Origin of the sequence: Agrobacterium sp. InxBP2 (assembly GCF_026191755.1) — a bacterium.
Classification (GTDB): Bacteria; Pseudomonadota; Alphaproteobacteria; order Rhizobiales; family Rhizobiaceae; genus Agrobacterium; species Agrobacterium pusense.
The window spans coordinates 70,016-95,101 of record NZ_JAINDY010000029.1; the positions used below are offsets into that span (position 1 = coordinate 70,016).

The 25,086-nt window shown below is 59.0% G+C and carries 24 protein-coding genes and 2 pseudogenes; 14 read left to right on the forward strand and 12 right to left on the reverse strand.

What is annotated here, in order from left to right; translation table 11 throughout:
• Positions 1-53: 53 nt before the first annotated feature.
• Positions 54-361, reverse strand: a pseudogene (locus K7A42_RS12910) (DUF4172 domain-containing protein); the annotation flags it as partial.
• 147 nt (positions 362-508) lie between these two features.
• Positions 509-1,618 carry a histidinol-phosphate transaminase gene (locus tag K7A42_RS12915; RefSeq protein ID WP_282455343.1) on the reverse strand — a complete coding sequence of 370 codons (1,110 nt, stop codon included), beginning with the start codon at positions 1,616-1,618 and terminating at the stop codon, positions 509-511.
• A gap of 125 nt (positions 1,619-1,743) precedes the next feature.
• Between K7A42_RS12915 and K7A42_RS12920 the strand changes: the two genes are divergently transcribed.
• The 10 genes from K7A42_RS12920 (at position 1,744) to K7A42_RS12965 (ending at position 12,596) form a co-directional block, all read left to right on the forward strand.
• On the forward strand, positions 1,744-2,511 hold the full coding sequence (locus tag K7A42_RS12920) for an SDR family NAD(P)-dependent oxidoreductase (protein ID WP_282455344.1): 768 nt from the start codon (positions 1,744-1,746) through the stop codon (positions 2,509-2,511).
• Positions 2,512-2,793: 282 nt separating this feature from the next.
• Positions 2,794-3,924, forward strand: a complete 1,131-nt coding sequence (locus K7A42_RS12925; protein WP_282455345.1) for an ABC transporter ATP-binding protein — start codon at positions 2,794-2,796, stop codon at positions 3,922-3,924.
• Between the two features lie 33 nt (positions 3,925-3,957).
• Positions 3,958-5,073, forward strand: coding sequence for an ABC transporter substrate-binding protein (locus tag K7A42_RS12930; protein WP_063947077.1), 1,116 nt, complete (start codon positions 3,958-3,960; stop codon positions 5,071-5,073).
• Positions 5,074-5,198: 125 nt separating this feature from the next.
• Positions 5,199-6,143 (forward strand): ABC transporter permease, encoded by a 945-nt coding sequence (locus tag K7A42_RS12935; RefSeq protein WP_112554247.1) that lies wholly within the window; start codon positions 5,199-5,201, stop codon positions 6,141-6,143.
• Positions 6,140-6,940, forward strand: a complete 801-nt coding sequence (locus K7A42_RS12940; protein ID WP_100911121.1) for an ABC transporter permease — start codon at positions 6,140-6,142, stop codon at positions 6,938-6,940. Before K7A42_RS12935 ends, K7A42_RS12940 begins: the two co-directional genes overlap by 4 nt.
• Before the next feature lie 37 nt (positions 6,941-6,977).
• Positions 6,978-8,306 (forward strand): histidinol dehydrogenase, encoded by a 1,329-nt coding sequence (hisD, locus tag K7A42_RS12945; protein WP_282455346.1) that lies wholly within the window; start codon positions 6,978-6,980, stop codon positions 8,304-8,306.
• A 3-nt stretch (positions 8,307-8,309) separates the two neighbouring features.
• Positions 8,310-9,323: a zinc-dependent alcohol dehydrogenase gene (locus tag K7A42_RS12950; protein ID WP_282455347.1), complete on the forward strand. Its 1,014-nt coding sequence runs from the start codon at positions 8,310-8,312 to the stop codon at positions 9,321-9,323.
• A gap of 58 nt (positions 9,324-9,381) precedes the next feature.
• Positions 9,382-10,113: a histidine utilization repressor gene (gene hutC / locus K7A42_RS12955; protein ID WP_282455348.1), complete on the forward strand. Its 732-nt coding sequence runs from the start codon at positions 9,382-9,384 to the stop codon at positions 10,111-10,113.
• Positions 10,114-10,135: 22 nt separating this feature from the next.
• Positions 10,136-11,428 carry a hypothetical protein gene (locus K7A42_RS12960; RefSeq protein WP_282455349.1) on the forward strand — a complete coding sequence of 431 codons (1,293 nt, stop codon included), beginning with the start codon at positions 10,136-10,138 and terminating at the stop codon, positions 11,426-11,428.
• Position 11,429: 1 nt separating this feature from the next.
• Positions 11,430-12,596, forward strand: coding sequence for an alpha-hydroxy acid oxidase (locus K7A42_RS12965; RefSeq protein WP_282455350.1), 1,167 nt, complete (start codon positions 11,430-11,432; stop codon positions 12,594-12,596).
• 181 nt (positions 12,597-12,777) lie between these two features.
• On the opposite strand, the gene K7A42_RS12970 is transcribed toward K7A42_RS12965, so the two are convergent.
• From K7A42_RS12970 to K7A42_RS12995, 7 genes and pseudogenes are all read right to left on the reverse strand, one after another.
• The gene (locus K7A42_RS12970) at positions 12,778-13,443 is read right to left on the reverse strand and encodes a substrate binding domain-containing protein (RefSeq protein WP_416220914.1); all 666 of its coding nucleotides are present in this window, start codon (positions 13,441-13,443) and stop codon (positions 12,778-12,780) included.
• Between the two features lie 33 nt (positions 13,444-13,476).
• Positions 13,477-13,635 (reverse strand): annotated as a pseudogene (locus tag K7A42_RS26110) (DUF4143 domain-containing protein); the annotation flags it as partial.
• Positions 13,636-13,659: 24 nt separating this feature from the next.
• Positions 13,660-14,574: an SMP-30/gluconolactonase/LRE family protein gene (locus K7A42_RS12975; RefSeq protein WP_282455352.1), complete on the reverse strand. Its 915-nt coding sequence runs from the start codon at positions 14,572-14,574 to the stop codon at positions 13,660-13,662.
• Between the two features lie 56 nt (positions 14,575-14,630).
• Positions 14,631-15,665, reverse strand: coding sequence for an ABC transporter substrate-binding protein (locus K7A42_RS12980; RefSeq protein ID WP_282455353.1), 1,035 nt, complete (start codon positions 15,663-15,665; stop codon positions 14,631-14,633).
• 25 nt (positions 15,666-15,690) lie between these two features.
• The gene (locus tag K7A42_RS12985; protein WP_282455354.1) at positions 15,691-16,533 is read right to left on the reverse strand and encodes an ABC transporter permease; all 843 of its coding nucleotides are present in this window, start codon (positions 16,531-16,533) and stop codon (positions 15,691-15,693) included.
• Complete coding sequence (locus tag K7A42_RS12990; RefSeq protein ID WP_107339681.1) at positions 16,520-17,308, reverse strand: ABC transporter ATP-binding protein; 789 nt, start codon at positions 17,306-17,308, stop codon at positions 16,520-16,522. Before K7A42_RS12990 ends, K7A42_RS12985 begins: the two co-directional genes overlap by 14 nt.
• A 117-nt stretch (positions 17,309-17,425) precedes the next feature.
• Positions 17,426-18,670, reverse strand: a complete 1,245-nt coding sequence (locus K7A42_RS12995; protein ID WP_282455355.1) for a CaiB/BaiF CoA transferase family protein — start codon at positions 18,668-18,670, stop codon at positions 17,426-17,428.
• Between the two features lie 327 nt (positions 18,671-18,997).
• On the opposite strand from K7A42_RS12995, the gene K7A42_RS13000 reads away from it, so the two are divergent.
• From K7A42_RS13000 to K7A42_RS13015, 4 genes are all read left to right on the forward strand, one after another.
• Complete coding sequence (locus K7A42_RS13000) at positions 18,998-19,930, forward strand: hydroxymethylglutaryl-CoA lyase (RefSeq protein WP_282455356.1); 933 nt, start codon at positions 18,998-19,000, stop codon at positions 19,928-19,930.
• A gap of 96 nt (positions 19,931-20,026) precedes the next feature.
• Complete coding sequence (locus tag K7A42_RS13005; protein WP_282455357.1) at positions 20,027-21,331, forward strand: CitMHS family transporter; 1,305 nt, start codon at positions 20,027-20,029, stop codon at positions 21,329-21,331.
• The gene (locus K7A42_RS13010) at positions 21,328-21,732 is read left to right on the forward strand and encodes a PaaI family thioesterase (RefSeq protein WP_282455358.1); all 405 of its coding nucleotides are present in this window, start codon (positions 21,328-21,330) and stop codon (positions 21,730-21,732) included. Before K7A42_RS13005 ends, K7A42_RS13010 begins: the two co-directional genes overlap by 4 nt.
• Before the next feature lie 122 nt (positions 21,733-21,854).
• Positions 21,855-22,574, forward strand: a complete 720-nt coding sequence (locus K7A42_RS13015; RefSeq protein ID WP_282455359.1) for an IclR family transcriptional regulator — start codon at positions 21,855-21,857, stop codon at positions 22,572-22,574.
• A 361-nt stretch (positions 22,575-22,935) separates the two neighbouring features.
• Here the strand turns inward: K7A42_RS13015 and K7A42_RS13020 are convergent, their stop codons facing one another.
• The 3 genes from K7A42_RS13020 to K7A42_RS13030 all read right to left on the reverse strand — a co-directional run bounded on the left by K7A42_RS13020 (position 22,936) and on the right by K7A42_RS13030 (position 25,082).
• Positions 22,936-23,394 (reverse strand): LysR substrate-binding domain-containing protein, encoded by a 459-nt coding sequence (locus tag K7A42_RS13020; protein ID WP_107339643.1) that lies wholly within the window; start codon positions 23,392-23,394, stop codon positions 22,936-22,938.
• A gap of 432 nt (positions 23,395-23,826) precedes the next feature.
• The gene (locus K7A42_RS13025) at positions 23,827-24,744 is read right to left on the reverse strand and encodes an SRPBCC family protein (RefSeq protein WP_282455360.1); all 918 of its coding nucleotides are present in this window, start codon (positions 24,742-24,744) and stop codon (positions 23,827-23,829) included.
• A complete protein-coding gene (locus K7A42_RS13030; protein ID WP_006700642.1) occupies positions 24,741-25,082 on the reverse strand; it encodes an ArsR/SmtB family transcription factor in 342 nt (113 codons plus the stop codon). Before K7A42_RS13030 ends, K7A42_RS13025 begins: the two co-directional genes overlap by 4 nt.
• Positions 25,083-25,086: the final 4 nt, after the last annotated feature.

Sequence of the window (25,086 nt, forward strand, 5' to 3'; positions counted from 1 at the left end):
CGGAATCGAACAATCATTATCACATTGGTGGAGTTCATTAGACTAGCAGCAATTTATTTCTGCAATGACAGCCAGTACCGGGTATGTCGACGTTCACCCGTACGCGTCAGTGCACAGGTCTTAACGAGCTGCTGAAGGTCACGTGTTGCTGTAGCGCGGGATGTGTCTGTGATCGAAATGTAGTTTTCGGCACTTAGCCCCCCCCCTTGAAGCCTGCCGTACCTTCCTTGAAGATGCGGGCGACTACTTTTTCCTGTCGCTCGTTCAACTGACCTCGAAAACGATCATAGAACTTTGCTTTCTGAATGAAGAAATCTACCCGCTCAAGCGTCGCCCGCTGAGCGTCGAGGATCGTTTCTGAACAGGGCCTATTGCGCCCGCTAGGCGGATGTTGGCCTGGCGGCGCTAAGAACGGTCGAAAAGAGGTCACATGGTAGCAGCCGAAAGGCGTCGTCGAGAGGACTACTTGCTCAACAAACTAAGATCGACGGCCTACGAAGTACCAAGCTTAACCTACCATGATTTGGTTGAAGGCACGGAGGAAGTGATCATTCTCCTCGCGAGAGCCGATGCTGACACGAATGAAGGTGTCGAAGCCCATTTGTTTCCATGGTTTCACGATGACACCAAGGCGGAGCAGATTTTCCGCCGCATGCACAGCGCTGACCCCGACATCGATGAAGAGGAAATTGCATTTCGACGGCGCCATCCGGTAACCCAACGATTTGATTTCGCCTGCGATACGCGCACGCTCCACAAGAGCCAGTTCGACGGATTTCCGCAGATGCGCATCATCGTTGAGAGCAGCAACGGCCGAAGCCTGCGCAATGGCGTTGGTGTTAAAGGGCGTTCGGGCGCGGTTGAGAAAATTGCAGAGCTCGCCGCTACTGACGACGCCATAACCGATGCGTAGACCCGCAAGGCCGAAGGCTTTGGAGAACGTTCGTAGGACTACCCAGTTCACCCTGGCATCCCGCAGCATATCGGCGGCCGAGGGATAGTCCTCGCCGGCCGCATATTCTGCATAGGCCTCGTCAATCACGACGATTGTATCCTTGTCGAGCGCAGCGATTACCTTTTCGAGTTCAGTCGGCGTCAGCCATGAACCCACGGGGTTCATCGGGTTCGAGAAAATCAGCATGCGCGGCTTGCGCGCAATAGCCACCAGCAACGCATCGATATCGATCGTTAAATCTGACTTCACAGTCACACGGTCAATCACACCTCCCATCAGCGTGGTGTAGTCTTCATGCAGCGGGAAAGAAGGATAGAGCGTAGCAACCGTATCGCCCTGACGAACAACGGAGCGGCAGATAACGGCAATGAGGTCTTCCGAGCCATTGCCAAGGATTACCTGACTGTCATCCACGCCAAACCGGGCGGCAAGCTGGCTGCACAAGGCCCGCCCCTGCGGATCGGGATAGAGACGTGCCAGTTCGCCGATATCGGGAAAAAGGTGACGCAGCGCAGGTGATGGCCCGAGCGGGTTCTCGTTGGAGCCCAGTTTCGCGATGGCGGCGACGTCGTATTTTGCCCGCACTTCTTCAATCGTCAGACCTGCATTGTAAGGGGCAATCGCGCGGATTTCGTCGCGGATGGGGCTTGAAGGCTTTTCCATTTTGCAGTCTCCATGAGATGCGGATGGGCCAGTGATAAACCGGCAAATCTTATCCGTAAATATGTATAGACATTTTATGACGAAAATGATGTCATCGACAGGTTGAATAAATAAAGGGTGCCGCCATGACACAGCCGAATTTCGACCTCTCCGGCCGCCGCGCCCTCGTGACCGGCGCAAGTCGCGGCATCGGCCAGGCCATTGCGGTCGCCCTCGCGCAGGCGGGTGCCGATATTGCCATCACGGCGCGCACGATCGAGGCGCTCTCGGAAACGCATTTACGCATCGGTAATCTGGGCCGACGCTGCGTGGCGCTTACCCAGGACGTTCGCGACGTCGAGGAATGCGCTCGCGTGACGAAGGAAGCTGCCGACAAACTTGGTGGTCTCGACATCCTCATCAACAACGCCGGCTTCGAAAACGTCCGCGCTTCGTTCGATGTTGACGAAGCACTCTGGGAGTCGATCCTGTCGACAAACCTGAAGGGCGCATTCTTCTGCGCGCAGGCAGCCGGCCGCATCATGGCCGAAACAGGCGGGGGCGTGATCGTCAACCTCTGCTCGCTGACATCTTATGTCGGCATCCCAACGGCCGCCCCTTACGGCGCCTCGAAGTCCGGCCTGCTCGGCATAACCCATGCACTTGCGAGTGAATGGGCGGCGCATGACATCCGGGTAAACGCCATTGCCCCGGGATATTTTCGCACAGCCATGACGGAGATTTTCTATGAAAATGACGATTGGCAGTCGCGGATGCTGGAGAAGATCCCGCAACGGCGCTTCGGCAAGGAGAGCGACATTGGCGGCGTTGCCGTTTTCCTCTGCAGCGATGCGGCCGCCTATATTACAGGCCACTGCATTCCGGTGGACGGCGGCTATCTGGCCTCGATCTGACGTCGATAAACAAACGAATGAGAAATAGTACCGAATAGAGGTCTTCGACGCTTGTCATTCGACGCGATGAGAAACAAAGTCGCAGAGTTGACCGCTAAACATTTTCGCATCTGCACAAATATTGCGCAACAAAATTTCAGGCGAAAAATTACGCAAATTTGGTTGACGCTAGTTGTACGTATATGTATATACAAGTACATATAACTCGGCCACATACCGCTGAAGGCGCACAGGTAGCTTTGAGGGGATTTCCCGCCATCAAAGCGCGACAGGAGAAATCTCATGGGGGCAGCAGAACTTCGTTCGGTCGATCCTTCCGCTGACCTCATCGCAGTGTCCGTCAGGGACGTGGGAATGTCCTTCGGCAATGTTCACGCCGTCAGGCAGGCCTCGTTTGATCTTCCCAAGGGCCGTTTCCTGACCATCCTCGGCCCTTCCGGTTCGGGCAAGACGACGCTGCTGCGGATGATTGCCGGCTTTGATCGCCCGACCAGCGGCGAAATATTCATCAACGGGCAGCCGGTCAGTGCCGTGCCACCACACCAGCGCGCGATCGGTATGGTGTTCCAGAAGCTCGCGCTTTTTCCGCACATGACCGCCGCCGAAAACGTCGCCTTTCCCCTGAAGATGCGCCGACATGATGCCCGCACCATTCCCGAGAAGGTCGAGCGTTATCTCGACCTCGTACGCCTCGCCGGTTACGGTGACCGCCGCATCAACGAACTCTCGGGCGGCCAGCAACAGCGTGTCGCCATTGCCCGGGCCCTGGTGTTCGAACCGGATCTGCTTTTGCTCGACGAGCCGCTCGCGGCACTTGACCGCAAGCTGCGCGAGGAAATGCAGTTGGAGTTCCGCCGTATTCAGAAGGAACTCGGCGTCACCACCATCAACGTTACTCACGACCAGCGCGAGGCATTGGTGGTGTCAGACGAGGTCATCGTGATGAACGGCGGCGAAATCCAGCAGAAGGCACGGCCGGTGGAAACCTATCGCGCGCCCTCGAATGCCTTCGTCGCAAACTTCATCGGCGTCACCAACTTCATCGAAGGCAAGGTTGCCGAAGTCACACCAACCAATGTCACGATCACGGCGGCAGGCATCAATCTTCTCGGTGTCGCTTCGGACGAGAATCTCGCGGTCGGCGCGGCCTGTGCCGGGGCCGTTCGCGCAGAGCAAATTCGCATCGCATCGGCCAATGGCCGCCTCGAAGGCCTGTCAACCGTCGTCGAGGGCAAGGTCGAAGACTGCATTTTCGAAGGCGAGCGCGTGGTTTATGAAATCCGGGTCCAGGCTCTCGGCGGCGTCGTAATGCGCGTGTTCGATCACGATCCGGAATCACATCTGCAATTCGCTCCGGGCGACGACGTTCGACTGGGCTGGAATGCACGGGATATGCATATCTTTCAAAAATGACCCCCAGAAGGTCGGACCAGAGGAGAATGTTCAATGTCGCATGATAAATTTCTGACCGCCCAACTCCGCCGTCGCACGTTGCTGGCGTCGTTCTCCGCAGCCGGCGCTTATGCCGGACTGTCGACGCTCGGCGTCAGCCGCGCCTTTGCGCAGGAGCCGGAAAAACCAGCCGAAATAATCGTTCGCGCCTGGGGCGGCAGTTGGGTGGACGCGCTGAAGGCGGGCGTCTCCGACAGCTTCACCAAGGCAACCGGCATCGCGGTGCGCCACGATCTGACCGAAGATAACGAAATCCAGCCGAAGGTCTGGGCCGCCGTCGCCCAGAAGCGCGTGCCGCCGATCCATATTAACTGGGACACCACGACGAATGCCACGAAGTCGGCGCTGCGTGGCGTCACCGAAGACCTCTCGGACCTGCCCAATCTCAAGAATGCCACGGATCTTGCCAAGCCGGTCGGTCTCGATGGCTATCCGATCGTCAATACCTATGGCTACGTCTATGTGCTGGCCTACCGTCCTTCGGCATTCCCGAACGGAGCACCAAAGTCCTGGAAGGACCTTCTCGATCCGAAGCTGAAAGGCCGTATCGCGCTCTATAATGACGGCATCGGCTTCCATTTCCCGGCGCAGGTCGCAGGTGGCGGCAAGCTCGAGGACATTCCCGGCAACATGCAACCCGCCTGGGACTTCATTTCGAAGATCAAGGCGCAGCAGCCGCTGCTGGGCGAAGACCCCGATTTCACCACCTGGTTCCAGAAAGGCGAAATCGACGCTGCCTGCACCATTTCAACCAACGCCCGCGAAGCCAAGAAGAACGGCATCGAGATCGCATGGGTGGTTCCGGAAGAAGGTGCGAAATTCGATACCGACGGCCTGTGGATTCCGAAGGGCCTGCCGGAGAACGAACTCTACTGGGCGAAGCAGTACATCAACCACGCCCTGACCCAGGAAGCCCAGCAGGTCTGGCTTGATGGCCTCGGACTTCCCGGCGTCATTCCGGGCGTCAAACCGCCGGCCGACCTCGTGGGCGACCCGTCCTATCCTACGACCGAAGAAGAGTTCAAACACCTGATCCGGGTTTCGTCCAAGATCCAGGTCGAAAACGAGAGCCAGTGGTTCGCCAAGTTCAAGGAAATCATGCAGGGCTGAAGCCCTGTCCCGCCCGTCGCGTCGTTCAGGTGACGGCGGGCATTCCACTTGAGGTTAAGAGGTAACGCGGTCTCTTTGGCAAATGCGCCATAGCCTTTGCCGGGACCGCTCGAGGATCGGTATTCATGCGCGCTTCCCGTGTCGCATATCCCCTGACGTGGCGCGTCATGGATATGCTCGAACGATTTGCGGCCATTTTCTGGCCTTCCAGCTTCAAGAAGGGTTTGCCCTATCTGATGCTGCTGCCGGCCATCGTGCTGGTTGGCCTTCTGGTCCTCGGCCTCATACAGATCGGCGATACGAGTCTTCGGACATTGGACACGAATACGTTTCTGATGTCTGAGACCTATACGCTCGCCAATTACCAGCGGGCGCTCACGGAAAAGTTCTTTGCCACCGTCGCGGGCCGCAGCCTTATAGGCTCGCTCATCGTTACCGTCATCACGCTGATATTCGCCTTCCCTTACGCCTATCTCATGGTGCGCACGTCCTCCTCGGCGCTGCGCAAATTCCTGCTGGTTGCGCTGTTCCTGCCTTTCTTCATCGGTCAGGTAGTACGCGCCTATGGCTGGCTGATCATTCTCGGCAACCAGGGCATGGTCAACGAGGCTCTCGGCCTGGTCGGTGTCTCACCGATACGCCTTCTCTATAACTACCCGGCTGTTCTGTTCGGCCTTGTTCAATACATGCTGCCCTTCGCTGTTTTGATGCTGGCACCTGCCCTGACCGCCATTCCGGCGGAACTCGAGGCCGCCGCCGCCTCCCTCGGCGCCAGCTGGCTTCGCACCTTCCGTCATGTCGTCCTGCCGCTTTCGCGCCCCGGCCTCGTCGGAGCCGGTCTTGTCGTAGTCACGCTCTCCCTTACGGACTTTGCCATTCCCGCGATCCTTGGCGGGGGGACGCAGGATTTCATCGCTAACGCGATCTACGACCAGTTCTTCCGCACCTCCGACCAAGGCCTCGGCGCGACACTCTCGCTGCTGCTCGTCGCGGTTGGCTCCATTCTCGTCGGTGTCGTCTTCATGGTCTTCGGTGCAGGCACGCTTGCCATGGGGGGCGACCGCAAATGACCGGCAGCCGCAGCAAATCCATCGTCATCTGGGCCTTCGTCTCCACCGCGCTCCTCATGTTGTCGGCACCCACCATCGTGGTTCTCGGTGCCTCGTTTACTTCCGGAAACATCATCACCTTCCCGCCGGACGGGTTTTCATTGCAATGGTATAGCAAGATCGCCCACGCCACCGATCTGCGCCAGGCCTTCTTCCGCTCACTGATCGTCGCGGCGATCTGCACCCTGGTATCCATTCCCGTCGGCACGCTCGCCGGTATTGCGCTCGCCAAATATCGGGTACGGTTTGCCCGCTCCATCCAGATCTATCTGCTGCTTCCCTTCACGATTCCGCTGATCGGTTCCGGCATCGGCATGATGCTCGCCTTTGGACAGATGGGTGTGCTTGGCAAGCTATGGCCCGTCGGCATCGCCTGCTCGGTCATCAACCTGCCCTTCATGATCTGGGCGGTGACGGCAAGCGCCAGCAACCTGTCGCCGGATCTGGAACTTGCGGCCGCAAATTGCGGTGCGCCACCCTTGCAGCGTTTCCTATACATCACGCTTCCCGCCGTCCTGCCGGGCGTGATCACCGGCTCTCTATTGATGTTCATTCTGGCGTTGAATGAGTTCCTCGTAAGCCTGCTTCTGGTAGACGCGCGAAGCGTCACACTGCCGGTCCAGATCTACAACTCCATCCGCTCGATCATCACACCGGACCTTGCCGCCATTTCCGTGGTGTTCATCGCCTGCGCCGGGATCGCGATCGCGCTGCTCGACCGCCTCGTCGGCCTCGACATCTTCCTGAAATCGAAGTGACCAATCGGCCGTATGGCCAGCTATCAAGGACAAGACGATGACATCAGTGTCTTTCTACGACTATTCCAAGCTCGATGCCGATGAGAAGGCCGCCCTGCTGCGCCGTTCGGAAAGCGACATCTCGAGCTTCATCGAAAAGGTTGCCCCAATCCTCGAAGCCGTTCGCACCGAAGGCGACAGTGCACTGGCTCGCTTCGGTCGCGAACTCGACAAGGCCGACGTGACCGAAACCAATCTCAAAGTCACCGAAGCCGAATTCGACGCGGCCTTCAAGCTGGTTGATGCAAGCGTCATCGAATCCATCCAGTTCGGCATCGACAATATCCGCCATTTCCACGAGGAGCAGAAGCCGGAAGCCATGTGGCTGAAGGAAATTCGCCCCGGTGCCTTTGCGGGTGATCGCTTCACGCCGATCCAGTCCGTAGCGCTCTATGTTCCACGCGGCAAGGGATCCTTTCCGTCTGTCACCATGATGACCTCTGTGCCCGCGGTCGTTGCCGGCGTTCCGAACCTTGCCATCGTCACACCGCCGGCGCCCGATGGCTCGGTCGATGCGGCCACACTGGTTGCCGCGCGTCTCGCCGGCGTGGATACCATCTATAAGGTCGGCGGCGCCCAGGCGGTGGCCGCCGTCGCCTACGGTACGCAGACCGTGAAGCCGGCGCTCAAGATCGTTGGTCCGGGAAGCCCATGGGTCGTCGCCGCCAAGCGCTCGCTGTCCGGCGTCATCGATACCGGCCTGCCGGCCGGTCCTTCGGAAGTCATGATCTTTGCCGACGATACGGTCCATGGCGGCCTTGCCGCGCTTGACCTGCTGATCGAAGCGGAACACGGCCCCGATTCCTCGGCCTATCTCGTCACCCATAGCCGGCGCGTCGTCGAGGAGGCGATCGCGGCCCTGCCGGAACATTGGGCCAAAATGTCGGAGCAGCGCGTCGCTTTCTCCAAGACCGTTCTCACCGGCAAGACCGGCGGTATCGTCCTGACGTCCTCGATTGAAGAGAGCTACGCTTTCGTCAATGCCTATGCGCCGGAACATCTCGAATTACTGTCGGAAGAACCGTTCATCCATCTCGGACATATCACCGAAGCCTCCGAAATTCTAATGGGCACCCACACGCCGGTCAGCATCGCCAATTTCTCGCTCGGCCCGAACGCCGTGCTACCGACCAGCCGCTGGGCACGTACCTTCGGGCCGCTTTCGGTGACCGACTTCGTCAAGCGCAGCTCGATCGGCTATGTCACGCCGCCAGCCTATCCGGAATTCGCCAGACATTCCCATAACCTCGCTCTTTACGAAGGATTCTCCTCGCATGCGCTCGCGGTTTCTCCGGTGCGCGACGCCTATCTGAAAAAGGGTGCCTGATCCATGAAGGCGGTGCGGCTTCACGATGCGAACGACCTGCGTGTGGAGGAGATGGCCTCCCCACCTTCGCCGCCGGCAGGCTTCGTCAATCTGCAAGTCAGGGCAGCGGGGATTTGTGGTTCCGATCTGCACAATTACCGCACCGGACAATGGATTTCCCGTCGTCCGTCCACCGCCGGTCACGAATTCTGCGGGCGCATCACGGCGATCGGCGACGGTGTGACTGATTTTGCGATCGGCGATGTCGTTTCATCAGACTCGCGCATGTGGTGCGGCCTCTGCCCGGCCTGTTCGAGTGGCCGCACCAATGTGTGTGAAAACCTGGGCTTCGTCGGCGAAGTGTGCGACGGCGGTTTTGCAGATGAGGTGCAGGTACCGGCCAAGCTGCTGGTCGGCCATGATCCGCAACTCTCGCCACATATCGCTGCCATGGCAGAACCGCTCGCCGTGGCGCTGCACGCGGTGCGCCGCCTTGCTGTTCCCAGGGGGGAGCCGGTGCTCGTCGTCGGCTGCGGCACGATCGGCGGGCTGAGCGCTCTCATCCTCTCCCGCCTGCACGACGGCCCGGTTCTGCTCGCCGACCTGAATGCGGAGCGAGCCCGACGCGTCAGTGACGTGACAGGTGGCAAGATCGTAACACTCGACAAGGCTGTGATAGACGCCGCGCTTTCGGGTGACCGCCTTCGTTATGCGCTTGACGCCACCGGCAGCATTCAGGCGATAGGCCGGGCCGTAGGCCTCCTTTCCGGCGGCGGCGGTCTGGCGCTTGTCGGCATCAGCCACGGCAAGCTTGATTTCGATCCCAACATTCTTGTCGAGCGCGAAATTTCACTGATCGGTTGCCACGCCTTTTGCAACGAACTGCCGGAGGCAACGGCGCTGCTGACAGAGCTCACGCCGGCTCTTCACCGCTTTATCGAGGTGCTGCCCTCACTCGATGATGTCCCCGCCGCCTATGACCGGTTGCTGCGGGGTGAAAGCAGCGCTTTGAAGACGATAATAGACGTGTCGAAATAGGTCTGACACGTCACTTCAACAATGCCGGCGCAGCGACGCGGAGGCGGAGACAGTGACCATGACTGCACTTTCAGATTCCGCCTCGCCCCTCTACGAGAAGGTGAAGGACTTCGTTCTCGGCAACATTGGCAGCGGCAAATGGGCGCGCAACAGCCGGTTGCCTTCGGAGCACGAGCTGGTTTCGACGCTCGGCGTTTCGCGCATGACAGTAAACCGCGCGCTTCGGGAGCTCACCTCGGAAGGGCATCTGCGCCGCATCCAGGGCGTGGGCACATTTGTCGCGCCGCCAAAACCACAGTCGACGCTGATCGAGATCAGCAACATCATAACCGAAATCAGGGCCCGTGGCGGTCGCCACCGCGCCGAGGTTGTCGTGCTGGAACGCATCGTCAGGCCGGAACCCGAACTCCTGCTTGCCTTCGAGTTCAGCACCAGCCGCCCCGTGGACCATTCGGTCGTCATTCATTTTGAAAACGATCTGCCGGTCCAGCTCGAGGAACGCTACGTCAACCCCAGCCTCGTTTCAGGCTATGTCGAGCAGGACTTCACCACGGCGGCAACCTACGACTATCTCCAGAACGCAACGCCGCTCACCGAAGTCGAGCACCTGATCAGCGCTCTGCCGGCCAGCGAGGCCCATGCGCGCCTGTTGCAGATCCGCGTTGGCGACAGCTGTCTCGTCCTGCACCGCAAGACCTGGACAGGCCCGATCGTCGCGACCGTCAATACGCTTACCTATGTCGGCAGCCGCTACTCGCTTGGAAGCCGCTATCTGCACGGCAGCAAATAAGACAACATCCGGAACAATTGCCATGACCCAGCCCGCCAGCCGCACCGCGGAAATCCGAAAAATCGCCAAGGCCGCCGATGGCAGAGCGGAAAAAATGCTTGCCGACTTGCTCCGTGACCTTTTCAGCATCGAAGCAAGGAATGTGGCGATCAATCAGGATCAGTACAGTCTCAATTCCCTCAATGGCTTCTTCGAAACCGGCGAAGGTCAGTTCTTCTTCAAGTTCCATCAGGAGGAGGGCGAAGAGGCAATGAGCGGCGAATATTACCGCGCCGATATTCTTGCCCGCGCAGGTCTGCCGGTCGACCAGCCGTTGCTCATGTCCGTGCTGCCGGGTGAACAGATCCTCGTCTATCGCCGCCGCAGCGACCCGCGTTTTTCCGACGTGTTGCGCGCGCTGGACCTCAAGGACGATCCGGCAGCCCGCGCAAAGGCGGTGGAGGCCGAGCGCAGGCTGAATGAGGCGGTTCTGAAAGTGTATCTGGAAACGCTGCACGTTGTCACGCCCACAGAAGTGGCCGCCGAGCCGGTTCATCGATTGTTCTATGAGCGCCTGATCGATCCCCTCACTGGCATCTATCCCGGTGGCAGACTGGCAAATTTCTATGTTGGCAAGACGTTCGAACTGCCGGGCATGACCCTGGATTGGCAAACCCTCTCCGGGCTTCGCTTCTGCGTTAACGGCATCGCGTATCGCGACGGTTTCGCAGCGCTTTTCGACGAGGCGCATGAACGGCTGAACCCAGCGAAGCTCGCCGATGCAGGCGGCGTTACCGCCCATGGCGACGCCCATAATGCCAATGTCTGGTATGAGGACGACGGCAGCGACACCCGCCTCTCCTTCTTCGACCCCGCTTTCGCCGGTGAGAATATCCCGACGCTCCTCGCGGAAGTGAAGACGACGTTTCACAACATCCTCGCCCATCCGCTCTGGCTATATGACCCGGCTCTTGCTGGAGAGCGCTATTCGGCAAGCGTCACGCTCGATGACGACATGCTTCTGATCACCACCAATTACGAGCCGAGCAAGGTCCGGCGCGAACTTCTTGCCGTAAAGGGGGAGGTCATGTGGAGGCCGCTTCTTGCCGAGCTGAAGGCGCGCGGCATGCTTCCCGCTGACTGGCGCCGGGTGGTCCGCCTCGGCCTCTTCCTGTGTCCAACACTGGTGATGAACCTTCGTGCGGGTGCGACGAGCCATAATCCGGCATCATCCCTGATTGGCCTGTCGAGTGCAGTCATGGCTGGAAGCGAACCTGTTGAGGGCGAGGATGCCTTGTCTCGCTTCTTTGATGCGATTGATCCGGAGCGAGGCTGAGATGAAGCCGGTAAATGTCTCTGATTATCGCGAACTCGCACGCCGTCGATTGCCAAAGATCTTCTTCGACTACATTGACGGCGGATCGTTCGATGAAGTTACGATGCAAGCCAACCGCGCGGACTTTGGCGATTTTGAGCTCAAGCAGAATGTACTGGTGGAACCAAAGCCGCAGGACCTTTCAGCCTCCTATCTAGGCATGCGCCACCCTCTACCTTTCATGCTGGGCCCGGTCGGATTTCTTGGTCTCTATACGGGCAATGGCGAGATAAAAGCGGTTCGCGCCGCCCATGCGGCCAATATACCCTTCTGCCTCTCGACCTTCTCCATTGCGTCGCTCACCGACCTCCGGGCCCAGACCAAAGGACCGTTGCACTTCCAGCTCTATGTGCTCGAGGACCGCACGCTCTGCGAGGAGCTCCTCGTCGCTGCGGGACAGGCAGGCGTTGATACCCTGTTCGTCACTGTCGACACAGCGATTACCGGCATCCGTGAACGCGACGTGCGCAACGGCTTCCGTTCGCTGACGCGAATGACCCCGGGCCTCTTCGCCCGTCTGTCCCTTCGCCCGCGCTGGTTGGCGGAAATGGCACTCGGTGGGATGCCTTCGGTACGCGCGATTGAACATCGTCCGGAGTTCGGCCGTGGCGCACTGGAGCAGGCGACAAATCTGTCACGCGGCATCGATAAGACGCTCTCCTGGAAAGACCTCGCTTGGCTGCGCGAACGCTGGACGGGAAAGCTGGTCGTCAAGGGCGTACTTTCGGCCGACGATGCCGTGAAGGCGCGCGGCATCGGCTGCGACGGCGTCGTGATTTCAAACCACGGGGGGCGTCAGCTGGACGGTGCGTCCAGCACGATCCGCTCCCTGACTGGCATTCGCGCATCCGTCGGTCCAGACTTCTGCCTGATGCTGGATGGCGGCATTCGCCGCGGCACAGACATCATCAAGGCGATCGGTCTCGGAGCCGATGGCGTAATGCTTGGCCGCGCCTATGCCTACGGGCTGTCCGCTGCGGGAGAGCACGGCGTCGCGGGCGTGATCGCCATTCTCGAAAAGGAAGTCTCCGTCAGCCTGGCGCTCATGGGGATTGCTTCTATCGATGAATTGAAGGCTCGTGGTCATGACGTTGTTATTGCGCGAGGCACCTCTATGGCCCTCATTTAGCAGAATCCATCTGGCGCAGACTGGGTGATACTCAATATGGCTGTCAAGGCTCGTATCACCCGATCGCAACGCTCGCCGCACCAACCGGTCGCCTGTCAAGAAATACTCGTCTCAGGCCAGCCATCATCTATCAATCCGGAGATCGAATGATACTCTCGTCCATGACTTGAATCGTGCCCGACTAGCGATTGACACCCAATTCAGAGAAAGCTTCGTGCGAGGCTCGCGTCAGTTCGACGATGAAATCATGCACGATGTGTACACGTGAAGGCGTGTGACGTTTGTCGATCCTCACGGCGTAGAGCGGGACTTCACCGCTACGCCAATTGCCTAAAACCTCGGTCACAACACTTTGCTTCCAGTCCTCTATACCGACCCACGCTGGCGCATAGCCTATACCAACTCCAGAGCGGATCATGTCCCACGCAGCTTCTGGATCATCGAACACATGTCGCGCCTTAGGCTGGTGACGGATCGTTTTTCCGTCCACCGGGCTACGGAAACGCCAGCTTTCGACCTGCCCATTTACCCGATTGCGCAAACCAATAAGATCGTGGCTGGCTAGATCAGACGGAGTGACCGGCCGTCCATGAGCGCTGATGTAGTCGGGCGTCGCGCACACGATCCACGGAAACGTACAAAGTTGGCGAACGAAGTGACCGGGCAGTCCTGACACGTCTCCACCTCCGATAGCAATATCGATCCCGCGCACTGCCATATTGAGGAAATCGGCGCTGAATTCGATCTCTACCGAAATACTTGGGTTCGCACGGAGAAACTCCGGCAGGCGAGGCAGAATGCATCTCTTGGCAAATGAAGGAGGTGCGCTGATACGGACACGCCCCACAGCTCCTTGATGGCCAACTTCCGAATCGAGGAAATGTATTTTAGGGGTTTTGGTCAAGCGCTTTAGTTTGTTCGAAAAACAAGGTTGAACGCTTCGGGCGAGGAACAGGCTCTCGAATATACCGACGTATTTCTGGGTTGTGACGTGGTTCATCCCGATGGGGGCGCCGATTCCGGAGTAGTTCACGAGTTGTCCCGAATGCTCAGTGGGCTGGTCTCAACGAGGGAGCGCGATACCCTTGAGCTCGGTCCTCGCGCGCAGGATGGAACCGGTTGCGGACTCGGTAATAAATAGTTCGCTGTTGCCGTACCCACCGAAAGCAATATTGGTACAGGTCTTGCCAGCGGAGCTTTCTATGACCTGGATGCATTCTCCGCTAGGTGCAAACATCAAGACGGCGCCAAGCGACGCATGAGCAACGAAGAGGCTGCCGTCCTCACTCATCGCAAGCCCGTCGGGACCACTGGTGCCAAACATCTGGCAGAAGCGCCCAACCTTCGACACCGATCCATCCCGCATCAAGGGTGCGCGCCAGACGGAATTGTCGCGGGTCATCGCGACGAACAGCACCTTCTCGTCGGGGCTGAGTACAAGGCCATTGGGACTTGGGAGATTATCCATTAAACAGTCGAGACGGCCGCAGGGAGACAATCGAAACACGCGTCCGGTGGGTGAATGCAGGCCGGATTGGCCCTGGTCGGTAAAATAAATATCGCCGTTGGAGGCGATCGCCAGATCATTCAGCCCCTTGAAAGCCTCAGAATTGCGATGCGCCAGAACTTCGGTGACCTTACCCGTTTCCGGATCGAACTGAAGGAGGCCCCGGCGATAGTCCGCAACCAGGATCCGGCCGTCCTGATGAAACTTCAGGCCATTCGGCTGGCCGTCATATTCGGCAGCCAGCACCCACTCGCCCCTGGGCGAAATCCGAAAAATCCGGCCGTGCGGGATATCAACGATGTAGAGATTGCCATCGCTGTCGAAAGCAGGACCCTCAATGAAGCAGTCTACGGGGTGGCCTTGCTTGTTCGCATCTCCCCAGGCGGACCTGATCCCCGTCTTGCGAAATTCGCCCGGCATGGTCGTAAATATTTCGGATGCGATGGCAACCGGCGGATTGAAGAGAAACATCGTCATGCTCCGGAGAGGCGCCGCGGCGGGCCTATCCCGCCGCGGTTTGGTGAAGTTTATTTCAACCGCTTGGCGGCTTCCTCGGCAAAGCGATTGGTGTAGGTCTGCGTCAGGTCGATATCGGCATTCTTCACCTCGTCGGTATAGGCACTAACGATGCCGTAATTGATCTTGACGCTATCGGGTATCGTCATCCCGTCGGTCGAGAACATCTGCTTCGACGCGTCCATGATCGCAATGTTCAGATCGCGCTGGTTCGGAAGTTTCCAGGTATCGGGAAGTGCGTCGACGATCTCGGCCGAGGGCTTGTCATGGATGAAACGCAAGGTGGAGACGAAGGCGTCGACCAGGCGCTGGATCGTCTCAGGGTTCTTGTCGATGAAGTCCTTGGTGGCATAGAGGCAGGCGAAGGGCGAGACCGAGCCACCGAACGCTTTCATATTGCCTTCTGGCGTGCGGGCATTGAACAGCACCTTGACCGCCTTCTTCTGCTCCAGGATTGTCGCAACCGGATCCCAGTAAATAAGCGCATCGACATTGCCCTGCTCCAGCGCCACCATGCCAGGCGTGCCGCTGCCCACTGCTATGATCTGCGCATCCGTCGGTTTCAGACCATTGCGCTGCAGATAGTAGCGAATGGCCATGTCGGTGCTAGAACCGGGCGTCGTGATGCCGATCTTCAGACCTTTAAGGTCGGCCCCCGAATTGACCTTGTCGGCGAGCGCTGCGCGAACGGCGAGAGAATTGCCGGGAAGCGTATTGAACTGGACGACGCATTGGACGAACTTGCCCTTGGCCTGCATCTGGATCGTGTGGTCATAGGCACCCACGACCACATCGACGGAACCGCCGATGAGCGCCTGCAGCGCCTTCGAGCCGCCAGCCTTGAAGTTTTCGACGGTGACGTTGAGCCCCTCCTTTTTGAAGGCACCTGTTGCATCGGCCAGACCAACCGGCATGTAGCTCATGATCACCGATCCGACTGCAAGGGAAATGTCTTTCTTTTCGGGTTCGGCGGCGCGCGCCTGCGCGAATAACAGCGACAGGGCGAGGCAGGCTGTTCCGGTGAGGGCTGCAATACGTGATTTCATTTTGGTTCTCCTCCTCAAGATGAAATTATGCTTCATGCTCAGGATGCGATGCCGGTTTCCAGACCAGCAGACGCTTCTCGAGACGGTCAACCAGGCCGTCGAGGACGACCACGAAGACTGACAGAATGACGAGGCCTGCAAATACACCTGTCGCATCCATGACACCTTCGGCCTGGCCAATACGGTTGCCGAGACCGTAGGACGATCCGAGATACTCGGCGACGACCGCACCCAGAACGGCCATACCGACAGAAACGCGCAGGGAAGACAGGATGAAGCTGGTCGCCGAAGGCAGATAGACGTGGCGCAACAGGGCAAGCTTGCTTGCCTTCAGGAGCCTAGCATTGGCCAGCACGACCGGGTTTACTTCACGCACGCCCTGATAGGTGTTGAAGAAGGCGATGAAGAGCACGATCATCACGCCGAGCGCCACTTTCGAGGCGAGCCCGATGCCGAACCAGATGACGAAGATCGGCGCAAGTAGCACGCGGGGAATGGCGTTGAAGACCTTTATGAAGGGCTGGAAAACATCCGAGGCAAATTTGGACAGGCCCAGCCAGACGCCGAGAACTGTGCCCGCGGTAATGCCGATCACAAAGGAAAGCACAGTCTCGAGCAGGGTAATGCCAAGGTCGGTCCACAATTCCCGCGTCTGGACCCATTCGAAGACGCGCAGCACGATCGCACTTGGTGCCGGAAAGAAGAACGGGTCGAGCAGCGCGCTGCGCACACCGGATTCCCAAAGCCCGAGGAAGCCGACAAGGATCGCGACCTGGGCGAAGTGGACCTTGGCCCTGTAAGGAAGGCGGACAGAAGCGCCCGCCGCGCGCTGCGTGTCGACGCTTGCAGTCGTATCACTGATTGACATAGCTTTTCTCCACTTCCTTGCCGAGCATGTCCCAGATCTGGCGGTACAGCCGCATGAATTCGTCCGTCGTCGCGAGCTGCGAGACATCGCGCGGGCGCGGCAAGTTGATTTCGACGTCGCCGACGATCCGGCTGCCGGGGCCGGCTGACATGACGACCACACGGTCCGCAAGCACGATGGCCTCTTCCAGGTCGTGGGTGATGAAAATCAGCGAGCGACGGTCGGCTTGCCACAGATCGAGAAGAATACGGTGCATCAGGCGCCGCGTATGGACATCGAGTGCCGAAAACGGCTCGTCCATCAGGACTATCTTCGGCTCCATGATCAGCGTCTGCGCCATGGCGATACGCTTGCGTTGTCCGCCTGACAATTGGTGCGGATAGCGTTTCTCGAAACCCTTGAGCCCGACCTTTGCCATCCATTCACGGGCCCGCGCACGGGCCTCGTCTTTGGCAACGCCCTGAAAGACCAGGCCGAGCCCGACATTATCTTCGGCAGTTTTCCAAGGCAGGATTGCCTCCTGCTGCAGCATGTATCCGCTACGGGAGTTCAACCCCTTCAACCGTTCGCCGAAAATCTCGACATCGCCATTGGCGGCCTTCAACAAGCCGGTGACGACGTTGAGGATGGTGGATTTTCCGCAGCCGGTCGGTCCGACGACCGCGACGAACTCGGCATCCTTGACAGTCAGGTTCATTTCCGCGACCGCGGTAAAGGCGCCGAACTTAACGGCGACGTTTCTCAGTTCCACAGCCGAGGCTGATTGCATTGTCATGGGCTCCTCCCAGTGGCGTGCCGCAGTCATCTGCGGCCAATCTTCGATCGGGTCTCCAATCCCAATCATCTCCTCCCTACGCGGGATGCGCGCCGCGCAGAACGCGACGTTTGAAAGTCATGCAAGCTTGCGCAGTGGTGCCGGCTCGCCGCGATTGCCGTCGCAACCGACGCTGCCCTCGACGACCATGCGGTCGATATCGGCCTTGGCGTAGCCAAGCTCGCGCAGGACCTCGACGCTGTGTTCACCACAACGCGGGATATCGAAGCGCAGACCAAGCCGCTCGCCGTTGAAATCGATCGGCAAGGTCGGAACTCGGGTCGGTGTGCCATTGGGCAGAACAACATCGACCGTCCCGCCCGGCTGGCTGACATGCGGATCGTCGAACAGGTCCTGCGGCTTGGCGATCGGCGCAAACGGCAGTCCGATCTCCTCGCAACGCGCCAGCGCATCCTTCAGGGTCATCGCTGCAAAGATCGCCTTGATGTCGGGCATGAAGTCGGCACGATGCAGGACGCGATCGGCGTTCGTCTGCAGATCGGGATTGTCGAGGAACTTCTCCAGGTCAAGGGCCGTACAAAATGCCACCCATTGGGTATCGCTGACGACACCGACGAAGATCTGCTCGCCGTCGGCGGTGTCGAAGAGATCGTAGACGGCCCAGGCCGAGATACGTTCCGGCAGAGGTGCAGCGGGCTTTCCGGTGACTGCCATCTGCAGCATGTGCTGGGCAACGAGAAATACGTTGTTCTCGAAGAGTGCGCTGCGCACAAGCTGCCCCCTCCCCGTCATCGATCGTTCCTGCAAGGCGGCAAGGATGGCGATCGCTGCAAACATGCCCCCCATGACATCATTGACGGAAGCGCCAGCGCGCAACGGGCGCCCCGTGGGGCCGGTCATGTAGGCAAGCCCGCCCATCATCTGAACGACTTCATCGAGCGCTGCGCGGTGTTCGTAGGGGCCGGAAAGAAAGCCCTTCAGCGAGCAATAGATCAGCCTGGGATTGCTGGCGCTCTGGGCATCATAGCCGAAGCCGAGCTTGTCGAGCGCACCGGGGCGGAAGTTCTCGATCAAAACATCCGCCTGATCGATGAGCTTCTGGGCGGCGTCCTTGCCATCCTTCGACTTCAGATCAAGCACGAGGCTGCGTTTGTTACGATTGAACGTTGGAAAGAAGCCTGCTCCAGAACCATTCAGCCGGCGCGTATTGTCGCCGTTGGGATACGGCTCGATTTTGACCACGTCGGCGCCAAGGTCAGCGAGGATCATGCCGCAGCTCGGCCCCATAATCATGTGCGAAAACTCGACGACCTTGATGCCCGCAAGCGGAAGGCTGCTGTTGTCACGGAACGGTTGGCTCAAGGCGCCCTCCTCCATTTCTGCTAGATAGAAATCATTTCTGTTATACCTAGGAATTGGACGAAGCTCCGGCATTGTCAAGAAAATTAGATGTTGCGCTGCAACTCTGCGCCAGCCGTCTGCTAGCACTCGCAGCATCTCGCCTAAAATGGAGACGACAGCCGCAGATGAGATTTTGTCGAACAACCAATAAGTTCCGGGAATTCGCGGCGTTTTAGTAAGCGGCCTTTGTGCATGAACCGATCATAATCGTCCTGCAAAAGGTTTGACGATGTTAATATTTCCGTCTAGTAGAAACACATTCTGTTTTTGGAGTTGGAGGAGATTCCGATGGGACCGGAGAACCGTGACGTCATCGTCAGCGAAGTCGGACCGCGCGATGGGTTGCAAAGCATCAAGCGCATCATGCCGACGCAAACCAAGATCGCATGGATCAAGGCGCTCGCCGTATCCGGTCTGTCCGAGATCGAGGTCGGATCTTTCGTCTCGCCGAAGCTTCTTCCCCAGATGGCCGACTGTGCCGATCTTGTCCAGGCGGCGATCGAAATCCCGGAGCTGACGGTCCTGGCCCTCGTCCCCAATCTTCGCGGGGCTGAAGCAGCCTTCGCGGCGCGCACCCGAAAGATCACCATGCCGGTCTCGGCCTCGCAGGCGCATAGCAAGGCCAATATCAACCGCACTGTCGAGGAAGCGGTCAAGGATGTTGCGCGCGTCAATCGCCTGCGTCACGAGCAACCGGATGACTACAGGCCGAGTATCGAGGTCGGGATTTCGACGGCCTTCGGGTGCACGATGGAAGGCGCGATTTCGGAAGACTGGGTCATCAGGCTCGCCGGCATGCTTGCCGACGCTGGCGCAGACACGATCGGCCTGTCCGACACGACGGGATACGGCAATCCGGCGCAGGTGAAGCGGCTGTTCAAGCGGCTGAAGAGCGAAGTTGGCGAAAAGGCCGGTGGCGCGCATTTCCACAACACCCGTGGCCAGGGTCTCGGCAATGTCGTAGCGGCGCTCGACGTCGGCGTGACTACTTTCGATTCCTCCCAGGCAGGCCTGGGCGGATGTCCCTATGCACCGGGCGCCACCGGCAATATCGTGACGGAAGATCTCGTGTTCATGCTCGAGGCCATGGGCCTCAAGACCGGAATCGACATCGACAAGTTGATTGCGGCGCGCCCAATCATCCTGTCCGGTCTGCCTGGCGAGGCACTCTATGGCCATGTCCAGGATGCGGGGCTGCCAAAGGGCTTCCACTACGCCTGATTGGTGCCTGCACTACTGATTTGACAAAATTTCGATCCGACCGCGCGCTCATCATGCCTTGGGAGGCAGGCTTGCACGTGGTCGAAGGGAGACGACATGCTGATATTCCTCGGTTACGCAATGGTCGCGAGCTTCATGATCCTGATCATGACGAAACGCATGACCGCGCTTGTTGCTTTGATGATCGTGCCGATCGTATTCGGCCTGATCGCCGGGGCTGGTGCCGATATGGGCAAAATGATGCTCGATGGCATTGTCAAACTGGCGCCGACCGCCGCCATGTTGTTCTTCGGCATCATCTACTTCTGTATCATGACAGATGCCGGCTTGTTCGATCCGTTGATCCGCCTCATCGTGAAACTCGCCAAGGGCGACCCTCTGAAGATCATCGTCGGCACGGCGGTGATGGGCACGACGGTGGCGCTCGACGGTGACGGTGCCACCACTTACGTGATCTGCACCGCCGCGCTCTTGCCGATTTACCGGCGTCTCGGCATCCGCCTGCAATATATGGCGACCTTGCTGTTGATGTCGATCGGAGTGATGAACATCCTCCCCTGGGGCGGCCCGACGGCACGCGCAGCAAGCGCCATGCATCTCGACGTCAGCGAGGTATTTGTGCCTTTGATCCCAGCCATGCTGGCAGGAATCGCGTATATTATGTTTGTCGCGATCATTTTCGGTATCCGGGAGCGTCGCCGGATCGGAACCGTGCGGGCCAGCGATGTCGCCGCAATCGAGGAAGGTCTCGGGGAGGTGCCGCAGTTCCGCCGGCCGCGCATGCTGCCGTTCAACCTCATCCTCACCGTGATCCTGATCATCGCACTGGTCGAGGGTTTCCTGCCCCTGCCGATCCTTTTCATGATCGCAACCGCCGTGGCGCTCGTGTTGAATTACCCCGACGTCAACAGCCAGAAGGAACGCCTGAGCGCGCACGCCTTCAATGTTCTGGCCGTCGTCTCGCTGATATTTGCCGCCGGCATCTTCACCGGAATTCTAAATGGTACGGGTATGCTCGACGCCATGTCGAACAGCCTTCTTTATATCACGCCAGACAGTTTCGGGCCGTATCTCGCGCCATTCACAGCCCTCCTCAGCGGACCGGCGACATATGCGGTTACCAACGATGCCTTTTATTACGGTGTCCTGCCGATCCTTGCGCAGACGGCGGCCGCCTACGGGATTTCCTCGGCGGAAATGGCGCGGGCATCGCTGATTGGCCAGCCATTGCATCTGTTGAGCCCGCTTGTCGCTTCGACCTATCTCCTCGTCGCTCTTCTCGACATCAACTACGGTGAGAACCAGAAGGCCGCGATCGGATGGGTGATCGGTTTGATGTTTGCGATGCTTGCCGGCGCGCTTGTCTTTGGCATTATTCCGCTGCGGGGAATGGGTGCATGAGCACCAAGATCGAGTGGGTCGAAGAGGAGGACGATGGCTTCATCAAACTTGTCGGGCCGATCTTCCATCGAGCGACGTCCCTCGAAAGCGGAAGGTTCCGCTTTCATGCGGAAGCCAAGCACAAGAACCGCGCCGGCTATGTCCAGGGTGGGATGTTGATGACGCTCGCCGATCGGGCGATGGGCAAGACGGCCCGACAGGGCGATCCGACCCGTGCACAAGCCACCGTGCAGCTCGACATGCAGTTTCTTGAACCGGTCAAGATTGGCGAAACCGTCGAAATCAGCTGCACAGTGGTGCGAGAAACCCGTCAGCTCGTCTTCATGCGGGGGGAATTGTTCGTCCAGGATCGACAGGTCGCGAGCGCCTACGGGGTGTGGAAAATCATCGCTCGCCGCTGATATGGGTTCAACGAGCGTCTCTCCTAATGCCATCCCATATCGAAATGCTCTATATGGATTCGCAGAGCTGCATTGGAAAAAGCTCCGATGCGAGAGAAGCTTACAAACGGGCGAGGCGTTTCATGGCCGGACAAAAAGAACAGCGTGTGGAGGCCGTCGAACGTGCACTATCCGTCCTCGACGCATTCGACGATGCAAATCCGAAACTGACGCTGAACGAGCTTGCTCAAAGAACCGGGCTTTATCCGAGCACTATCTTGCGGCTGTCCGCTTCGCTCGAACGGTTCGGCTACCTGTTTCGGGAAGCTGACGGCCGCTTTCGCCTGGGATCGTCGCTCTATCGTCTCGGCAACCAGTACCAGCGCGCGTTCAACCTTGCCGACTACGTCCGACCGACGCTCAAGGAGCTTGTCGAGAGCACACAAGAAACTGCTGCCTTTTACATTAAGGACGGCGACCGGCGCATCTGCCTTTACCGGCAGCACGCCGAGCGGATCTTCCGGCACTACCTGGAAGAAGGGGCAGCCCTGTCGCTGGATAAGGGCGCCACCGCCCGGATCCTCGTGGCGTTTTCGGGGGAGCCCGGGCTGTTTTACGATGACATCAGGGAGAAGGGCTATTACATCTCCCTCGGCGAACGAGACCCGGATACCGGAGCGATCGGCGTCCCCGTCTTCGGCGTCGGTAATGCGCTGGTCGGGGCGATCGGTCTTACCGTCCAGATGCAAAGGTTTACGGCAGAGGCCCAATCCTCTCATCTGAGCGTCTTGACGCAAGCTGCCGCGGAACTCTCCCGCAAGCTCGGCGCACATGAGCCGTTAGTTCGCGCAGCGCGCCGATGAATAACCTCGACTGTGGATAGTTCAGGCGCCCTTGATGGCAATCAAACTAGCGACTCGCGCTTTGGGTACGCTGAAACACTTAATGTCCTGTGACTTGGGAGCGGAAGGTTGCCACCGGCGCGGCCTCGCAAATGTTCGAAGCAACGATCAACTCGATGAGCTTAGGCGGTGCTGTCCAAGTGCCTCCGAAAGCAGCCAATGCAGACTCGGGGCAAAATCCATATGCGATGATCTCTGGTGAAAGTGCGACGGTTCGCTGTTCGATCACTCCAACCACGCCGATCATATCGTCGTCGCCAAGCCCAAAGCTTCGGCCTCAGCATGGATGTCGTAGCAGACGTCCAACTGTTGTCCCGAGTATCTACGTCGGTTCCTTAGACGCCATGGCAGCGATTGCCTCCCGAAGCCATCGATGCGCCGCATCCTTTTCGCAACGCCTGTGCCACGCCTGGACGAATGGAAAGCTGTTGAGCTGGAACGGCAGTTCGCCGCATTGTAGACTTCCCTGGCCCAAAAGCTCGATGCTGCGTCTTGCTGCCGTCAGGATGAGATCGCTTCCCCTGACGAAGTCGGGCGCAACAGACCAGTGCGGAATCTGGATTGCAATGCGGCGTTTGTGGCCAAGACGAGCGAGCGCATCGTCAACCTCGCTGTTGTCCTGCAGCGCAACACTTACTCGCACATGCGGACGCGAGAGATAGTCCTTGAGAGATAACGCTTCGCCTCCGCTCGTTTGGTCAAACAAGCAGGCAAATGTTTCTTCGAAAAGCACAGCGCTTTTCAGGTCTCTGTGGCCGGCCTCTGTTGCCGTATTGATCATCCTGCCAGCACAACAAGTGACGGCAACAGCGGGTAGGCGCGGTTGCAGGGTTGTTTTCTACGGAAAACCTTACCGGGGCCACCGGTCCCAGTCAGCAATCTTGTTAGTCGCAGGCCGCGCATAATCCGGGTCAGGCTCCATATGGCACCCAGATGTTCTTCACCTGAATCGCCCTGCGCAAATAGTCACGGCCCTGCCCTTGTGTACGGTCAAGCCAATTCGGCTGACGCCCATTATTGACCCAAGTGGCCTTCAGGTTGCCCGCAGAAGCCCGCTCTAGCATTACGCTTCCGTAGGCTGAGCCGAAATCACAGATTAGGCGGGACCTGCAAGACGATCACGCACGCGCAGAGCGCGCTTTGACGATTAATGCCGGTCTGGAAAGGAGCCAGTATCGAGACCTCTACACATGAAGCTGACGGAACGGCGCATCTATAGCGCCTTGGCGAAGCGTTCCAGTTTACCCAGCGTTTGCTGCCCCAGCTCCACGGCGCCGAAACCCTTCGCTTGCTGGAACTCGGCTTCCGTGCTGAACACCATGCCCAGCACAACTTTCGTCGCGCCATCCTGATCTTCGAAGGAGGCCCAGGCATCGGCATGTTTCGGCCCGTTTTCGCCCCATAGCAGCGTATAGGCGATCCTCTCTTCGGGCCGGACCTCGACATAACGATGATGGTTCGGGAAGACTGTGCTGTCAGGGCCGATCATGTCAAAGACCCATTCACCGCCGGTCCGCAGGTCAATCCTCTTCGTGCGGCAGGAGAACCCTTCAGGGCCCCACCATTGCGGCAGCGTCTTTTCGTTCATCCAGGCTTTCCAGACGATGTTTCGCGGCACCTTTATCACTCGCTCCAGCACCATGGTTCGCCCGGCCACGCTGGCAAGATTGTTGAGACCGGCGCTGAAACCCTGTTGATAGCCATCGCGCATATCCTCGGCCAGCGAGGAAAGCTGCACCGTTACGGTCAAGCGGCTACGCTCGTCCGCCGCCTGAAAATCGGCAGTCACCAGCGCTGCCGACTGGGTTATGCCGCTGGATGAGACCACCTCGTAATTCACGCTGCGGCGGCTTGGCTGAAGCTCCAGCCAGCCGCATTCACAGCGAATATCCGGTTGGCCGGAGACCTTGCAGAGCGACACTTCGCGACCGCCCAGCCTGCTGTCCGCCTCCAGGAATTCCACTGTCACCGAGGGTGAGGGAGAGGCCCACACCGCCCGGGCGGCGGGTGAGAGCCAGACCTGCCAGAGAGCCGATAGCGGAACGGCAATTTCCCGTTCGAAGCTGAGCGTTGCAAAACGGTCTTGTGGCGGTTCAGCGTGTGCGCTTTGTTGACCCGGTTTCGTTGTCATTGTTCCTCCTCCTTCATGGCGTGAACTGCAAATGCCTCCAGCCGGTCAAGCCGGCTCTCCCACACGGCCCGTTGCTCATCGAGCCAAGTTCTCACCGGCTCCAGCGCTTCAGGTACTATTGCGCAGGTGCGCACGCGTCCATCCTTGGATGTGGCGATGAGCCCCGCCTCCTCAAGCACGGCGAGGTGGCGCATGACCGTGGGCAAGCGCAGACCCGTGGGAGCGGACAATGCGGTAACCTGCGCCGGCCCGCTGCCGAGGCGAGCGAGAATTGCCCGCCGTGTGGGATCGGCAAGGGCCTGAAAGATGAGTGAAAGCTCTGGATGATGCTTAGCCATATCG

What these genes read in the sequence shown, in the direction of transcription:
- K7A42_RS12975 (WP_282455352.1), bottom strand. Translation starts at nt 14,574, where the DNA reads ATGTTTCTCTTCAATCCGCCGGTTGCCATCGCATCCGAAATATTTACG.
- hutC (WP_282455348.1), top strand. Translation starts at nt 9,382, where the DNA reads ATGACTGCACTTTCAGATTCCGCCTCGCCCCTCTACGAGAAGGTGAAG.
- K7A42_RS12930 (WP_063947077.1), top strand. Translation starts at nt 3,958, where the DNA reads ATGTCGCATGATAAATTTCTGACCGCCCAACTCCGCCGTCGCACGTTG.
- K7A42_RS13005 (WP_282455357.1), top strand. Translation starts at nt 20,027, where the DNA reads ATGCTGATATTCCTCGGTTACGCAATGGTCGCGAGCTTCATGATCCTG.
- K7A42_RS13025 (WP_282455360.1), bottom strand. Translation starts at nt 24,744, where the DNA reads ATGACAACGAAACCGGGTCAACAAAGCGCACACGCTGAACCGCCACAA.
- K7A42_RS13010 (WP_282455358.1), top strand. Translation starts at nt 21,328, where the DNA reads ATGAGCACCAAGATCGAGTGGGTCGAAGAGGAGGACGATGGCTTCATC.
- K7A42_RS13015 (WP_282455359.1), top strand. Translation starts at nt 21,855, where the DNA reads ATGGCCGGACAAAAAGAACAGCGTGTGGAGGCCGTCGAACGTGCACTA.
- K7A42_RS13030 (WP_006700642.1), bottom strand. Translation starts at nt 25,082, where the DNA reads ATGGCTAAGCATCATCCAGAGCTTTCACTCATCTTTCAGGCCCTTGCC.
- K7A42_RS12980 (WP_282455353.1), bottom strand. Translation starts at nt 15,665, where the DNA reads ATGAAATCACGTATTGCAGCCCTCACCGGAACAGCCTGCCTCGCCCTG.
- hisD (WP_282455346.1), top strand. Translation starts at nt 6,978, where the DNA reads ATGACATCAGTGTCTTTCTACGACTATTCCAAGCTCGATGCCGATGAG.
- K7A42_RS13020 (WP_107339643.1), bottom strand. Translation starts at nt 23,394, where the DNA reads ATGATCAATACGGCAACAGAGGCCGGCCACAGAGACCTGAAAAGCGCT.
- K7A42_RS12960 (WP_282455349.1), top strand. Translation starts at nt 10,136, where the DNA reads ATGACCCAGCCCGCCAGCCGCACCGCGGAAATCCGAAAAATCGCCAAG.
- K7A42_RS12990 (WP_107339681.1), bottom strand. Translation starts at nt 17,308, where the DNA reads ATGACAATGCAATCAGCCTCGGCTGTGGAACTGAGAAACGTCGCCGTT.
- K7A42_RS12985 (WP_282455354.1), bottom strand. Translation starts at nt 16,533, where the DNA reads ATGTCAATCAGTGATACGACTGCAAGCGTCGACACGCAGCGCGCGGCG.
- K7A42_RS13000 (WP_282455356.1), top strand. Translation starts at nt 18,998, where the DNA reads ATGGGACCGGAGAACCGTGACGTCATCGTCAGCGAAGTCGGACCGCGC.
- K7A42_RS12935 (WP_112554247.1), top strand. Translation starts at nt 5,199, where the DNA reads ATGCGCGCTTCCCGTGTCGCATATCCCCTGACGTGGCGCGTCATGGAT.
- K7A42_RS12925 (WP_282455345.1), top strand. Translation starts at nt 2,794, where the DNA reads ATGGGGGCAGCAGAACTTCGTTCGGTCGATCCTTCCGCTGACCTCATC.
- K7A42_RS12920 (WP_282455344.1), top strand. Translation starts at nt 1,744, where the DNA reads ATGACACAGCCGAATTTCGACCTCTCCGGCCGCCGCGCCCTCGTGACC.
- K7A42_RS12965 (WP_282455350.1), top strand. Translation starts at nt 11,430, where the DNA reads ATGAAGCCGGTAAATGTCTCTGATTATCGCGAACTCGCACGCCGTCGA.
- K7A42_RS12940 (WP_100911121.1), top strand. Translation starts at nt 6,140, where the DNA reads ATGACCGGCAGCCGCAGCAAATCCATCGTCATCTGGGCCTTCGTCTCC.
- K7A42_RS12950 (WP_282455347.1), top strand. Translation starts at nt 8,310, where the DNA reads ATGAAGGCGGTGCGGCTTCACGATGCGAACGACCTGCGTGTGGAGGAG.
- K7A42_RS12915 (WP_282455343.1), bottom strand. Translation starts at nt 1,618, where the DNA reads ATGGAAAAGCCTTCAAGCCCCATCCGCGACGAAATCCGCGCGATTGCC.